At 71.5% G+C, this 13,967-nt stretch carries 14 protein-coding genes; 5 read left to right on the top strand and 9 right to left on the bottom strand.

The window, feature by feature from the left end:
• Positions 1-115 precede the first annotated feature (115 nt).
• A complete protein-coding gene (gene pgl, locus ABD120_RS09005) occupies positions 116-889 on the top strand; it encodes a 6-phosphogluconolactonase (RefSeq protein ID WP_343949272.1) in 774 nt (257 codons plus the stop codon).
• A gap of 98 nt (positions 890-987) precedes the next feature.
• Here the strand turns inward: pgl and add are convergent, their stop codons facing one another.
• The 4 genes from add to ABD120_RS09025 form a co-directional block, all read right to left on the bottom strand.
• Entirely contained in the window at positions 988-2,007 is a 1,020-nt protein-coding gene (add, locus tag ABD120_RS09010; protein WP_343949273.1) for an adenosine deaminase, read from the bottom strand.
• Between the two features lie 72 nt (positions 2,008-2,079).
• Positions 2,080-2,829, bottom strand: coding sequence for a hypothetical protein (locus ABD120_RS09015; protein WP_343949274.1), 750 nt, complete (start codon positions 2,827-2,829; stop codon positions 2,080-2,082).
• Positions 2,830-2,859: 30 nt separating this feature from the next.
• On the bottom strand, positions 2,860-3,435 hold the full coding sequence (locus tag ABD120_RS09020) for a TetR/AcrR family transcriptional regulator (RefSeq protein WP_343949275.1): 576 nt from the start codon (positions 3,433-3,435) through the stop codon (positions 2,860-2,862).
• Between the two features lie 310 nt (positions 3,436-3,745).
• The gene (locus ABD120_RS09025) at positions 3,746-4,789 is read right to left on the bottom strand and encodes a GNAT family N-acetyltransferase (RefSeq protein WP_343949276.1); all 1,044 of its coding nucleotides are present in this window, start codon (positions 4,787-4,789) and stop codon (positions 3,746-3,748) included.
• Between the two features lie 129 nt (positions 4,790-4,918).
• On the opposite strand from ABD120_RS09025, the gene ABD120_RS09030 reads away from it, so the two are divergent.
• Genes ABD120_RS09030 through ABD120_RS09040 form a run of 3 tightly spaced genes read left to right on the top strand, consistent with a single transcriptional unit; the run spans position 4,919 to position 8,888 of the window.
• Positions 4,919-6,310 (top strand): NAD(P)/FAD-dependent oxidoreductase, encoded by a 1,392-nt coding sequence (locus tag ABD120_RS09030; RefSeq protein ID WP_343949277.1) that lies wholly within the window; start codon positions 4,919-4,921, stop codon positions 6,308-6,310.
• Between the two features lie 16 nt (positions 6,311-6,326).
• Positions 6,327-7,931: an amidohydrolase gene (locus tag ABD120_RS09035; protein WP_343949278.1), complete on the top strand. Its 1,605-nt coding sequence runs from the start codon at positions 6,327-6,329 to the stop codon at positions 7,929-7,931.
• A 48-nt stretch (positions 7,932-7,979) separates the two neighbouring features.
• Complete coding sequence (locus ABD120_RS09040) at positions 7,980-8,888, top strand: TIGR02452 family protein (RefSeq protein WP_343949279.1); 909 nt, start codon at positions 7,980-7,982, stop codon at positions 8,886-8,888.
• Positions 8,889-9,163: 275 nt separating this feature from the next.
• On the opposite strand, the gene ABD120_RS09045 is transcribed toward ABD120_RS09040, so the two are convergent.
• The 5 genes from ABD120_RS09045 to gap all read right to left on the bottom strand — a co-directional run bounded on the left by ABD120_RS09045 (position 9,164) and on the right by gap (position 12,861).
• Positions 9,164-9,508, bottom strand: coding sequence for an RNA polymerase-binding protein RbpA (locus ABD120_RS09045; RefSeq protein WP_343949280.1), 345 nt, complete (start codon positions 9,506-9,508; stop codon positions 9,164-9,166).
• A 72-nt stretch (positions 9,509-9,580) separates the two neighbouring features.
• On the bottom strand, positions 9,581-9,811 hold the full coding sequence (gene secG, locus ABD120_RS09050) for a preprotein translocase subunit SecG (protein ID WP_343949281.1): 231 nt from the start codon (positions 9,809-9,811) through the stop codon (positions 9,581-9,583).
• Positions 9,812-9,911: 100 nt separating this feature from the next.
• Positions 9,912-10,688, bottom strand: a complete 777-nt coding sequence (gene tpiA / locus ABD120_RS09055; RefSeq protein WP_343949282.1) for a triose-phosphate isomerase — start codon at positions 10,686-10,688, stop codon at positions 9,912-9,914.
• On the bottom strand, positions 10,685-11,860 hold the full coding sequence (locus ABD120_RS09060; protein ID WP_343949284.1) for a phosphoglycerate kinase: 1,176 nt from the start codon (positions 11,858-11,860) through the stop codon (positions 10,685-10,687). The genes tpiA and ABD120_RS09060 overlap by 4 nt, the downstream gene beginning before the upstream one ends.
• The gene (gene gap, locus ABD120_RS09065; protein WP_343949324.1) at positions 11,857-12,861 is read right to left on the bottom strand and encodes a type I glyceraldehyde-3-phosphate dehydrogenase; all 1,005 of its coding nucleotides are present in this window, start codon (positions 12,859-12,861) and stop codon (positions 11,857-11,859) included. The genes ABD120_RS09060 and gap overlap by 4 nt, the downstream gene beginning before the upstream one ends.
• Positions 12,862-13,043: 182 nt before the next feature.
• Between gap and ABD120_RS09070 the strand changes: the two genes are divergently transcribed.
• The gene (locus tag ABD120_RS09070) at positions 13,044-13,628 is read left to right on the top strand and encodes a hypothetical protein (RefSeq protein ID WP_343949285.1); all 585 of its coding nucleotides are present in this window, start codon (positions 13,044-13,046) and stop codon (positions 13,626-13,628) included.
• The last annotated feature ends 339 nt before the right edge of the window (positions 13,629-13,967 follow it).

Here is a 13,967-nt window from a genome sequence, read left to right on the forward strand (position 1 = left end):
CCCCCTCCCCGGCGGCACTCCCCGCTCCGGGCCCCGGGGCGACGCCGCCCCGTGACGCGCCCGAAGGGGCACGGCCGGGCTGGGAAAGCCCGCAGGAGATGGAAGACTACGCGTTGTGAGTGTTCCTACAGTTGTCGTACACCGGGATGCCGACATCCTGGCCAAGGCGGTCGCCGCCCGGATCATCACCCGCCTGGTGGACGTGCAGTCCGCGAAGGGTTCCGCCTCGATCGTGCTGACCGGGGGCAGCGTCGGCGTCGCCACCCTGGCCGCCATCGCGGACACGCCCGCCCGTGACGCCGTCGACTGGCGGCGGCTGGACGTGTGGTGGGGCGATGAGCGCTTCCTGCCCGCCGGCGACCCCGAACGCAATGAGACCGGCGCCCGCAAGGCGCTGCTCGACCAGGTCGACCTCGACCCGGAGCGCGTGCACGTGATGCGCGGGCCGGACTCCGGGCTGACGGCGGAGGAGGCGGCAGACGCCTACGCCGCCGAGCTGCGGGCGGCGGCCCGGCCAGAGGATCACGGGCCGGTGCCGACGTTCGACGTGATGCTGCTGGGCATGGGCCCCGACTCGCACGTGGCCTCGCTGTTCCCCGGTATGCCGGCGTTGTACGACACGCGGCCGGTGGTGGCGGTGCACGGTTCGCCGAAGCCGCCGCCGACCCGGATCTCGCTGACCATGCCCGCCATCCAGGCGGCGCGCGAGGTGTGGGTGGTGGCCGCGGGCGAGGAGAAGGCGGGGGCGGTCCGGCTGGCGCTGTCGGAGTCCGGGCCGGTGCAGGTGCCGGCGGCGGGGGCGCGCGGCCGGGGGCGGACGTTGTTCCTGCTGGATCGCGCCGCCGCCGCGAAGATCCCGCCGGAGCTGGGGCGGCTGGCCTCGCCGTGACGTCGGGGGCCTGACGACCGGGCCCGCCCCGATGGGTGTGGGCCCGGCCTCCGGAGGGTTAGGGGCCGGAGGCCGGGAGTCTGTCCGGGCGACCGGCCTCAGCCTCGGGCCGCCAGGGCGTCGATCTCGGCGATCACGGCGCTCTTACGGTCGGCGGCCATGGACGACGCCTGGACGCCGTTCCTGGCCAGCTGGGCGAGTTCGGGCACGCCGAGCCCGAAGGTCCGCGCCACGACCCGGTACTCCTCGTTGAGCGAGGTGGCGAACATGGGCGGGTCGTCGGTGTTGAGGGTGAGGAACAGCCCCTCCTCCAGCAGGCGCGGCAGCGGGTGGTCCTCGATGCGCGCGATCTGGCCGGTGTACACGTTGGAGGTCGGGCACACGTCGAGCGGGATCTGGCGCTCGCGCAGTACGGCGACGAGCTTGGGGTCGTCGAGGCAGCGGATGCCGTGGGCGATCCGCTCGGCGCCGAGGGCTTCCAGCGACTCCCAGATGACCTCGGCGCCGTCCATCTCACCGGCGTGCGGCAGGCTGCGCAGCCCTGCGTTGCGGGCCGCCGTGAACGCGTCGCGGAAGGTGTCGCGGTACTTCGGCCGCTCCTGCTCGATGCCCGCGAGACCGAAACCTACCAATGCCTCGGGAGGTTCTTGGAGGGAGTGCTCCAGGGTGACCCGGGCGGCCTCCTCGCCGTGCTCTCCCGGGATGTCGAAGATGTAGGCCATCTCTACGCCGTACTCCTCCAGCGAGCGGCGCGAGGCGAGGTCGAGTGCCTCGGTGACCGCGCGCATCGGGATCCCCATGACGTGATGGGCGTACGGGGTGACCTGGAGTTCGACGTACCTGCCCCGCTGGGGTGCGAGGTCGCGGGCCAGGCCGAGCACCAGCGTGGCCACGTCCTCGGGCTCGCGCACGAGGGAGTTGACCTTCTCGTAGACGCGGGCGAACGCCGGGAAGTCCTTGAAGGTGTAGAAGGCTCGCAGTTCCTCCTCCGTGGTGGGGACCCCGCTGCCGGGGTAGCGGCGCGCGAGTTCCAGCACGGTGGGCACCGAGGCCGAGCCGACCAGGTGGACGTGTAGTTCGACCTTGGGAAGATCGTCGATGAAGGCGTCGGTGGTCATGACGACGACCATAGGGGCGGCCACCGCCGCTCCGACAGCGTTTCGGCATCAATCTCACATAAGAATGTCAGATTAACGGAGGCGGTCGAGTCTGGCGCGGGCCAGCCGCTCCTCGCGGCGGGTGACCTCCAGGCGCTGCTGACTGTCGGTCAGGCGCTTGCGGGCCCTGGCCAGCTTCTTCTCCAGCCTGGCGGCCTTCTCCGCCCGCCTGTCGTGCTCCTCGGCGGCCGAGGCCAGCGCGTCGCGCCACTCCTGGTAGTCGGCCGAAGCCTGCTCCAGTTCGCGGGCCCGCCGTGCCGCGGCCGCCTCGGCCTGCTCACGCGCCCCGGTCCTTTTCCCGGCCGGCTGACGGGGCCCGGGGGCGGCGGGAGCGGGGGCGAAGCCGCTGTAGCTGAGCGCCTTCTCCAGCCGTCCGGCGCGCACCCGCGCGGCCGCGCCGGCGTCCACGACGGCGGCCTCCAGGGTCTGCTCCACCTCGGCGGCGGCACCGGCCGACAGCCCACGTTTGACCAGGCCGCCCACGCGGGCGACGATCTCGGCGCGCTCGCGGGTCAGCGCGGCCAGGGCGCCGGCGTCCCGCGCGGCCCACGCCTCGCGCAGCCGTTCCCCCAGGTCCAGGAGTTCCCTCAGCTCATCGGGGTGCTCGCGAGCGGCCCTGTTGACGGCCCACGCCGACACGGTGGGCTTGCGCAACGCGCCGACGGCACGGGCCAGCGCGGGGTCACCTCCCTCCTTGGCCACCTTGACCTCGGCGGCTCTGGCGGCGGTGAACTCCGCAGGAGGGAGCGCGTAAAGGCGATCGGCCGCCGCGTCGAGATCCACACCCGGTCACTACCCCGAACGGCGGGACGTCTAGCACCCGCCACTCCGGCCGGGGTCGCGGTCGAGGATCAGGTCGGCGGCCCGGTCGAGGACCTCCTCCCGGGTACGTCCGTCGTGGTCGGCGGCGAGGAAGCGGTGCCCGATCGCCACGCAGAAGGCGATCAGGCTGCGGGCCTCGACCTCGCCGGGATCGGAGCAGAAGGTGCCGATCATCTCGCGCAGCAGGGCCATGCGCCGGTTGTCCACCCGCCGCAGGCGCTCGGCGACCGCCTCGTCGCGCCTGGCCCAGTCGCGGACCGCGAGGTCGATGGGCAGCAGCCGGTCGCCGGCGAAGGTGAGCCCGCCCGCGCGCTCGATCTTGGTCTTCGGGTCGCCGCCCTCGCGTTCGACCCGGTCGATCACCTCGTCGGTGCTGTCGCGCTCCCAGACCTCCAGCATCGCCTCCAGCAGCGCCTGCCGGTCGGCGAAGTACCCGTAGAACCCGCCCTTGGTGACCTTGAGCCGCTTGGCCAGCGCCTCGACCCTGACCGCGTCCGGGCCGCCCTCCGAAAGCGCCCGCAGACCTTCCTCCACCCACCGCTCACGCGGGGTACGGGCAGTGCCCACGATGTGTCCCACCTCACCGTCCACTCGATACACGTCCGGCCTTCTGTTATACGTAAGCGTATATCAGACGCCATCCGATGCAGGAGAGGCGGCGATGGCGATGGGACTCCCGCGCACAGCCCACACCGAACGGCCATGACGGATCCACGAGTTCGCCGGCGACTTCCAGATCGAGCACGTGTGGTCCTTCCACGCCCCGGCGCCGTACCGGACGGGCGGTGCGCGGCCCTGCTCGTGTCGCCACGCTCCGGCTCGCCCCCAGGCTGCCACGGGAGGCGGGGGCGAGGATCCGGGCCGGCCGGCGGGCGTGTCAGCAGCGGGAGGCCCGGCCGCCCGTGGGGACCATGGCGCCCACGGGAAGCCGGGCCTCGATCACGCCGGGGTCGTCGGTGTGGCCGAGAGTGGCGCCGAGGGAGACCAGCAGGCGCCGCATCCGGGTGTTGTCGGCCAGCATGGTCGCCTTGACCTCGGCGTACCCGAGTTCGCGCGCCTCGGCGACGAGGATCCTGGCCAGCGCGGCGCCGAGCCCGCGCCCCTGCCAGCGGTCCTCGACCAGGAAGGCCAGCTCGGCGATGCCCGGGTCGGCGGAGAACATCAGGTTGGCCATCGCGACGACCTGGCCGTCGTGCCCGGCGACGAGCGAGCGGCCGCGTGTGCGGTCACACAGGCGTTCGAACATGCGCGGCGGCAGTTCGGGCATCGAGGTGAAGTAGCGGAACCTGCGGGCCGCCGCCGAGCAGCGCTCATGCAGGTCGCGTACGGCCTCGCGATAGATGTCCGTGAGCGGCCTGACCGTGATCTGCGCCCCGTCCGGCAGGAGGAACTCGCGCTCGGCCGCCACCGGCGCGGCGGGCGGCCGGGCCAGCCGTACGAAGGCCGAGGCCCGTGCCGCCTCGGTCAGCGTGAACGGCAGGGCGGCGCGGCGCACCCGTACGGCCCTCCTGGGCGCCACCGGGACGACCAGCCGGGTCGGATCGGGCAGTTCATCCACTGTTTCACCATAAAGCCACCTGGCATCGTCCGCGCGCAGCAGCTCCCCCAGCAACTCGGGCAGCCGCCATGGCGCGGCGACCAGCCTGGAGGCCAGCAGCAGCACCCGGGTGGGCTCGTCGGTCAGCTCGTGGGCGGTGGCGGGCACGACCCGGACGCAGCGCCCTCCGGCGCCCTCCAGAGTCGCCCGTACGGTCTCCGGGCCCGCCGGTATGTCGGCGACGAACTCGTCCACGGTGCCGTCGGCGTCGGTCTGGACGCTCAGCCCGAGGATGTTGCCACCCCTGTCGGCCAGCGCTCCGGCGAGCGAGGCCAGACGGCCGGGGCGTTCGTCGACACTGGTGCGGATGCGCAGGAATCCCATGCCTTCCAGGGTGGGCCCCCGCTGTTTCGCCCTCGCTAACACTGTGTTGCATCTGAGGGGATTTCCCTATCATCACGAATTTCGCGGCGAGATGCAGCAATACATGCGGATATAGCAGGATATGTCGCTATGAACGCGCGTGTTCCCCTGTCTCCGACCTTCGCCAACGGCGATGTCTCCCACTGGTACCGCTCCGGCGGCGTGCCCGAGCCCGGTCCCAGACTCGACGGCGACACCCGGGCCGACGTGGTGATCGTGGGCGGCGGCTACACGGGACTGTGGACCGCCTACTATCTCAAGAAGGCCCGGCCCGCGCTGGACGTCGTGGTGCTGGAGAAGGAGTTCGCCGGGTTCGGCGCCTCCGGCCGCAACGGCGGCTGGCTGACCGGCGACCTCGCCGGTTCCCACGAGCGCTACGCGCGCACCCACGGCGCCCAGGCGGCGAGGGCGCTCCAGCGCGAGATGTTCGCCTCGGTGGACGAGGTCATCCGCGTCTGCGCCGCCGAGGGCATCGAGGCCGACATCGTCAAGAGCGGCGTCGTCAACGTGGCGCGCACCCACGCCCAGGCCGTACGCATGCGGGCCGCCGTCGAGCAGGCCCGCGCGTGGGGGTTCGGCGAGGAGGACCTGCGCCTGGTCGACCCCGGCGACCATCTGCGGGTGGCCGGGGCGCGGGCCGGGACGTGGAGCCCGCACTGCGCCCGCGTGCAGCCCGCCAGGCTCGTGCGCGGGCTGGCCGAGACGGTGCGCGGGCTCGGCGTCCGCGTGTACGAGCGCACGCCGGTGACCGAGATCGTCCCCCACCGGGCGCTCACGCCGTACGGCACCGCGCAGGCCGCACACGTGATCCGGGCGACCGAGGGCTTCACCGCCCGGTTGAAGGGCCTGCGGCGGCAGTGGCTGCCCATGAACAGCTCCATGATCGTCACCGAGCCGCTGCCCGCCTCCTTCTGGGAACGGGTCGGCTGGCAGGGCGCGGAACTGCTCGGCGACCTGGCCCACTACTACATGTACGCCCAGCGCACCGCAGACGACCGGATCGCCTTCGGCGGCCGGGGCCGTCCCTACCTGTACGGCTCGCGCGTCGACGCGCGGGGCCACACGCACGACGCGACCGTCGAGGCGTTGTGGCGGCTGCTGGTCGACTTCTTCCCCGCCGCGTCGGCCTCGAAGGTCGCGCACGCCTGGTCGGGGGTGCTCGCGGTGCCGCGGGACTGGTGCTCGACCGTGCACCTGGACCCGGCGACCGGGCTCGGCTGGGCGGGCGGCTACACCGGGCACGGGGTCACGACGGCGAACCTCGCCGGCCGTACCCTGCGTGACCTGGTCCTCGGCGAGGAGAGCGCGCTGACGGCGCTGCCGTGGGTGGGCCGCCGGGTGCGCGCGTGGGAGCCGGAGCCGCTGCGCTGGCTCGGTGTGCACACGATGTACCGGCTGTACCGTGTTGCCGATCACCGCGAGCGCTCGATGACGAGAACCTCGGCGCTCGCCCGTATCGCCGACCTGATCACCGGCCACTGACAGGAGATACCCCCGCATGACGATCCTCTTCCGCGGCGGTCGCGTCTTCACCGCCGCAGGCGCCTTCGCCGAGGCCGTGCTGGTCCGCGACGGCGTGATCACCGCCGTCGGCCCGGAGCGGGAACTGGCCCGGCAGGCGGGCGCGCACGAGACGGTCGACCTGGACGGCGGCCTGCTCGTCCCCGGCTTCACCGACGCCCACATCCACCCGGTGCAGGCCGGGCTGGAGCGGGCCAGATGCGATCTGGCGGAGGTGTACGGACTCGACGCGTACCTCGCCAAGATCACCGACTATTCCACGAAAAATCCGGATAAAGAGTGGATCGACGGCGGTGGCTGGGACATGTCAGCCTTCCCCGGCGGCCTCCCCCACCGCTCCCAGCTCGACTTCCTCGACCACCCCGCCTACCTCATCCAGCGCGACCACCACGCGGCCTGGGTCAACGGCCGGGCACTCGAACGGGCGGGCATCACCCGAGACACGCCCGACCCCGCCGACGGCCGCATCGAGCGCGACCCGGACGGCACCCCGAGCGGCGTCCTGCACGAGGGTGCCATGGACCTGGTCGGCCTGCTGACCCCGCGCCCCACCGGCCAGGACCTCGACGACGCCCTGGCCGAGGCGCAGACGTACCTGTTCTCGCTGGGCATCACCGGCTGGCAGGACGCCATCGTGGGCTCGTACGCGGGCTCGGACGACCAACTGCCCACCTATCTGTCGGCCGCCCGTTCCGGCCGCCTGCGGGCCCGGGTGGTGGGCGCGCTGTGGTGGGACCGCACCCGGGGCGCCGACCAGATCCCCGACCTGGTGGAACGCCGCCGCTCCGCCGAGGGCCTGGACCGGTTCCGCGCGGGCGCCGTCAAGATCATGCAGGACGGCATCACCGAGAACTTCACCGCCGCCACGCTGGAGCCGTACTGCCTGTGCGGCGGCACCGGCCTGTCGTACGTGGACCCGCTCGAACTACGCGGGTACGTCGCCGAACTCGACCGCCTGGGCTTCCAGGTGCACTTCCACGCCATCGGCGAGCGGGCGGTGCGCGAGGCGCTCGACAGCTTCGAGGGCAGCGACCCGGCCAACCGGCACCACGTGGCGCACCTGCAGATCATCGAACCCTCCGACGTGCCCCGCTTCGCCGCGCTCGGCGTGAGCGCCAACCTGCAGCCGCTGTGGGCCACCCACCACGCCCAGATGGACGAGCTGACCCTGCCGTACCTGGGCGAGCCCCGCTCGTCGTGGCAGTACCCGTTCGCCGACCTGCTCGCCTGCGGCACCCGGTTCTGCGCGGGCAGCGACTGGCCGGTCTCCAACGCCGACCCGATCCAGGGGATGCACGTGGCGGTCAACAGGACCGAGCCGGGCGGCTCGGTGCACGCCGGCTACCCGACCGCGCAGACGCCGTTCCTGCCGGGCCAGCGCATCGGCCTGGACACGGTGCTGACCGCGTACACGGCGGGCTCGGCATGGATCAACCGCTCGCCCGCCGGGGTGATCGAGCCGGGCCGTCCCGCCGACCTCGTGGTGCTCGACCGCGACCCGTTCACGCTACCCGAGAGCGAGATCTGGACGACCGGGGTGCGCCAGACCTTCGTCGACGGCGAGGCCGTCCACACCCGGTAGGGAAAAGCGCTCGCGGCGCGCGCGGTCCGGCTGCCAGGATGCTCCGCCATGAGCACCCGGCTCCGGCAGATCGCACGCGACACCGTCACCGCCGTCGAGCGAGGCGGCTACACCGCGCCGTCCGGCCGGTGGGTACCCCTCGCCGACGAGATCGCGCAAGCCGTGGCGGGTACCCGGCTCCACCTGCCCGACGAACCGCTCCAGCGGCACCGAGGGCAGCCGGCACAGGATCGGGTGGAGGTCGTCGGCATCGTCGGCGAGACCACCCTCAAGGCCGAGCAGGATCGGGTGGAGGTCGTCAACGAGACCATCCTCAAGGCCGAGCGGGGGCGGGTGGAGGTCGTCAACGAGACCACCCTTGAGGCGGCGCGAGCGCTGTCCGGCGGCGGTGAGGTGGCCTGCCTGGTCTTCGCCTCGGCCAAGAACCCAGGCGGCGGATTCCTCAACGGCGCCCAGGCGCAGGAGGAGAGCGTGGCCAGGGCGTCGGCGCTCTACCCCTGCCTCACCTCGGTCCCGGCCTTCTACGCCTTCCACCGCGCGCAGAAGGACCTGCTCTACAGCGACCGGGTCGTGTACTCACCGCGCGTGCCCGTCTTCCGCGACGACAAGGGCCGCCTGCTGGAGGAGCCGTACCAGGTGGATTTCCTGACGGCCGCCGCCCCCAACGCGCGCTTCGTCGCGCTGAACCAGCCGGAGTCGGCGGGCCTGCTTCCCTCGGTGCTGCGAGAGCGGGCCGGGCGCGTGCTCGACGTGGCCGAGGCGCACGGCCACCGGCGGCTGGTGCTCGGGGCGTGGGGGTGCGGGGTGTTCGGCAACGATCCCGCGACGGTCGCCGACGCCTTCGCCTGCGCGCTGGCCGTCCGTGACCGGTTCGAGTACGTCCGCTTCGCCGTGCTGGACCGGGCTCCCGGCACACCCACCCACGCGGCCTTCGCCCGCGCCCTCACCGGCATCTGAGGAACTCGTCCTCACGGACGCCCCGGAACCCGCCCTCACCGACCCCCTTATGGACACGCCCTGAAACGCGCCCTCACCGGCTCCCCCGCAGACATCCCGGAGCGTGCTCTCGCGGACATCCGGAACCTGCCCTCACTGGCGCTTAACGGACCCCAGAAGGCGCCCTCACCGGCGCCCACATGGATGTGTCCCCAGAACGGGGTTTCTCGCGGGCGTCTGAGAACGCGTGTGAGCCCCCGCACAGGCGTGCGGGGGCTCACGAAGCCACGCTTGAACTACCAGGGCGACCTGTTGTTGCGCAGGCGCTCGAGCGCCTCCTCCAGGATGGCCTTGCCGTCCTTGTCGCTCCGGCGTTCCTTCACATACGCCAGGTGCGTCTTGTACGGCTCGTTCTTCGGCGGCGCAGGCGGCGCCGCCTCGTCCTGGCCTGCGGGGAGGCCACAGCGCGGGCAGTCCCACAGTTCGGGGACGGCCGCGTCGCTGGCGAAACTGGGGCGCGTCTCATGCATGTTGGCGCACCAGAACGAGACCCGCACTCTGGGAGCTGCCTCGCCGCGTTCGGCCTCCCCCATCGGGCCGGCGCCGACTCGGCTGCCACGGATCGCGTTGCCACTACCCACGGATGAACTCCTTGCTCGATCGCCCCGCGAGCGGCGGGGGGAGAATCTCTGTCACGCGTCGCCTGGGCTCACTCAGGGCTTCACCAGCAGGCCGAGCGCGATGATGCAGACGAACCAGATGACGCCGGTGATGACGGTGAGGCGGTCGAGATTGCGCTCGACCACGGAGGAACCGCCGAAGTTCGACGAGAAACCGCCGCCGAACATGTCGGACAAACCGCCACCCTTGCCCTTGTGAAGCAGAACAAGCAGGATCATGAGAAGGCTCGCCAGAATGAGGGCGATGGAGATTCCGAGTTGCACGGTAGGCCTGTTCCTTCAATGCTCTGTTGGCGCGTGACGATTCAAGCTTGCTTTTAGAGGGTACGACCTGATGTCAAGTCGCACCCCCCGAACGGCTCAGTCAGCCGGACGATTCGCCGAGCCGACAGATCTTCACGTACTCCCCGGCATCGATGCTGGCGCCGCCCACGAGCGCGCCGTCGACATCGGGCTGTGCCATGATCCCGGCGATGTTGCCTGACTTGACCGAGCCACCGTAAAGGATACGGACCGCGGCGGCCACTTCGGGGTTGTAGAGCTCCGCGAGTCGCGTTCGCAGTGCTCCGCACACCTCCTGGGCGTCCTCCGGGGTGGCCACCTCGCCGGTGCCGATCGCCCAGACCGGCTCGTAGGCCACCACTATCGATTGTGCCTGCTCGGCCGTCACCTTGCGAAGGGCTCCGTCGAGCTGGGACACCGAGTAGGCCACGTGGCCGCCCGCCTGGCGCACGGGCAGGCCCTCCCCGACGCACAGGATCGGCGTGATCGAGTGCCGGAAGGCCGCGAGGACCTTGGTGTTGACCAGGTCGTCGTCCTCGCGGTGGTACTCGCGGCGCTCGGAGTGTCCGACGGTGACGAACGTGCAGCCGAGCTTGGCCAGCATCGCCCCCGACACCTCGCCGGTGTAGGCGCCGGCCTCGTGCGGCGACAGGTCCTGCGCGCCGTACACGATGCGCAGCTTGTCGCCGTCGATGAGCGTCTGGACGCTGCGCAGGTCGGTGAACGGCGGCAGCACCGCGACCTCGACCTTGTCGAAGTCCTTGTCGTTGAGGGCGAAGGCGAGCTTCTGAACCAGGGCGATGGCCTCAAGGTGGTTGAGGTTCATCTTCCAGTTGCCCGCGATGAGCGGCTTTCTCACTGCAGCGCCTCCAGCCCCGGCAGAGTCTTGCCCTCAAGGTACTCCAGGCTGGCCCCTCCACCGGTCGAGATGTGGGAGAAACCGTCCTCGGGCAGCCCCAGCCGCCGCACGGCCGCGGCGGAGTCGCCGCCGCCGACCACCGTGTAGGCGCCGGAGGTGACCAGCGCCTCGGCGACCGCGCGGGTGCCACCCGCGAAGGCGTCGAACTCGAAGACGCCCATGGGGCCGTTCCAGAACACGATGCGGGCGTCGGCGAGCTTGGCCGCGAACAGCTCGCGCGTCCTCGGGCCGATGTCGAGGCCCTGCCGGTCGGCGGGGATCTCCGTCGCGTCGACGACCTCGAACGGGGCGTCGGCGGCGAAGTGCGTGGCCGCGAGCACGTCGACGGGCAGCACCAGTTCGACGCCGTGCTTGACCGCCGTGGACAGGAAGCCCCGCACCTGGTCGAGCTGGTCCTCCTGCAGCAGCGACTGGCCGACCTCGTGGCCCTGTGCCCGCAGGAAGGTGTAGGCCATGCCGCCGCCGATGAGCAGCCTGTCGACCTTGGTCAGCAGGTTGGCGATGACGCCGAGCTTGTCGGAGACCTTGGCGCCGCCGAGCACGACCACATAGGGGCGCTCGGGGCTCTCGGTGAGCTTCTCCAGCACCTCGACCTCGGCGGCGACCAGGCCGCCCATCCGGTGCGGCAGCAGCGCGGGCACGTCGTAGACGCTGGCGTGCCTGCGGTGGACGGCGCCGAAGCCGTCGCCGACGTACAGTTCGGCGAGGGCGGCCAGCCGCTCGGCGAACGCACGGCGGACGGCCTCGTCCTTGGACTCCTCGCCCGGCTCGAAGCGGAGGTTCTCCAGCAGCGCGACCTCGCCGTCGCCCAGGGCGGCGGTGACGGCCCGGGCGGACTCGCCCACGACGTCGGTGGCGAAGGCCACCTCCCGGCCCAGCAGCTCGCCGAGCCGCGTGGCGACGGGCCTCAGGGAGAACTTCGGGTCGGCCTGGCCCTTGGGGCGGCCGAGGTGGGCGCAGACGATGACCTTCGCGCCCTGCTCGGCCAGCGCCCTGACGGTGGGCACCGACGCGCGGATGCGCCCGTCGTCGGTGATCGTCCCCCCGTCGAGCGGCACGTTGAGGTCGGCGCGCACGAGCACGCGCCGACCTTTGACGTCCGTGAAGGTCACAGGTCCTTACCCACCAGCTCGATGAGGTCGACCAGGCGGTTGGAGTAGCCCCACTCGTTGTCGTACCAGCCGACGACCTTCACCTGGTTGCCGATGACCTTGGTGAGCCCGGCGTCGAAGATGCAGGAGGCCGGGTCGGTGACGATGTCGCTGGAGACGATCTCGTCCTCGGTGTAGGTCAGGACGCCCTTGAGCGGACCCTCGGCGGCGGCCTTGACGGCGGCGTTGACCTCCTCGACGGTGACGTCGCGGCCGACCTCGACGGTGAGGTCGGTGGCCGAGCCCGTGGGGATCGGCACGCGCATCGCGAAGCCGTCGAGCTTGCCCTTCAGCTCGGGCAGCACCAGGCCGATCGCCTTGGCGGCGCCGGTGGAGGTGGGCACGACGTTGAGGGCGGCGGCGCGGGCGCGGCGCAGGTCCTTGTGCGGGCCGTCCTGCAGGTTCTGGTCCTGCGTGTAGGCGTGGATGGTGGTCATCAGACCCTTCTGGATGGTGAAGGAGTCGTGCAGGACCTTGGCCATCGGCGCCAGGCAGTTGGTGGTGCAGGAGGCGTTGGAGACGATCGTGTGGTTGGCCGGGTCGTACTGGTCGTGGTTGACGCCCATGACGACCGTGATGTCCTCGCCCTTGGCCGGGGCGGAGATGATGACCTTCTTGGCGCCGTTGTCGGCGTGGGCCTTGGCCTTGGAGGCGTCGGTGAACAGGCCGGTCGACTCGACGACCACGTCCACACCCAGCTCGCCCCAGGGCAGCTTGCCGGGGTCGCGCTCCTCGAACACCTTGATCGCCTTGCCGTCTACGGTGATCTCGTCACTGGAGGCCTTCACCTCGTACGGCAACCGGCCCAGGATGCTGTCGTACTTCAGCAGGTGGGCGAGCGTCGCGTTGTCCGTCAGGTCGTTGACGGCGACGATCTCGATGTCCTTGCCGCTGGCGGCGACCGCGCGCCAGAAGTTGCGACCGATGCGGCCGAAGCCGTTGACGCCTACGCGGATGGTCACGGGAACGATCTCCTCGAACGTGGTGGCGGGCTGTACCTCAATCACGAACCATATCGGCCCCGATTGGTTTAGACCACTATGGCCCCCGCCCTGCGTATCGCGGATCAGCGGGTGGGATTTGCGCAGTTAAAGTAAAGTGCCCGACTCGTCGGAGTAAATTCAGGCATTCTCTGGGGGCTGAGATGTCACCACCTAGGTCCGGCCTGGTGCGCGGGCTGCTCGTCGGCTTCGCGGCCATGATCCTGGCCGGAGCCGCGTTCTCCTCGCTGCATTTCCTGTATGTCAACGTGTCCTTGGAGGTCCGCTGGTTCGCCGGGAACCCGGCGGTCAGCATGCCGATCGGGGGCGGGCTGCTCATCGGGCTGCTGCTGGCGCTGACGTTCTGGCTGCTGCGCCCGCGCAGCCTGCTGGTGCCGTTCGTGGCACTGCTGTACGCCGTCGGCGCCCGTGTGCTCGGCCACGTCGGCGACGGCCTCGCCATCAGCATCGACATGGGTTTCCCCGCCGAGGTGTGGCCGAAGCACGCCCGGCTCATCGTCGAGTACCTGCCGAAGGCCGTGCGCGAGGACCCGACCTTCTGGCCCAGCGTGGCCGCGGCGACGGTCCCGGTGTTCCTGCTGACCCTGATCCGGGCACTGCGCCTGCGTTCCCGCGACCGTGCGGCGGCACTCGCCGCGACGCCGGAGGAACCGCCCCAGCCCGAGTACCGCGACCCCTTCGAACCCGCCCAACCGGTCGAATCCCGCACCCCGACCCAGTTCCGCTGACCGGCCCGCCCCGCGCTGGTGCCCCGAGGCTGACCGGGCATCCCTCGCCAGTACCCCGAGCCTGGCAGGGCCGTTCCACCCCGTTCCATGCCGTTCCACGCCGCCCACGCTGGCGCCAGCGGGCGCGGCCGCTGCGGGAAGCGGTGGACGAGCGGTTTCGACCACGGCGGGCGGCTCACCTGGCGCGTTGCGGCGGCGCGGTGGTGCGGCGGGTGGCGCCCGGTGGCGGGGCGCCACCCGAGGTGAGGGCGGTGGGAGGGGAGGTGACCGTGATGGAGCCTTCGCGCCCTCAGCCACGCGAGGCGCCCCAGAAGCGCACGAGCCCCCGCCACGCGAGGG

The sequence above is a fragment of the Nonomuraea longicatena genome (genome assembly GCF_039525605.1).
Classification (GTDB): Bacteria; Actinomycetota; Actinomycetes; order Streptosporangiales; family Streptosporangiaceae; genus Nonomuraea; species Nonomuraea longicatena.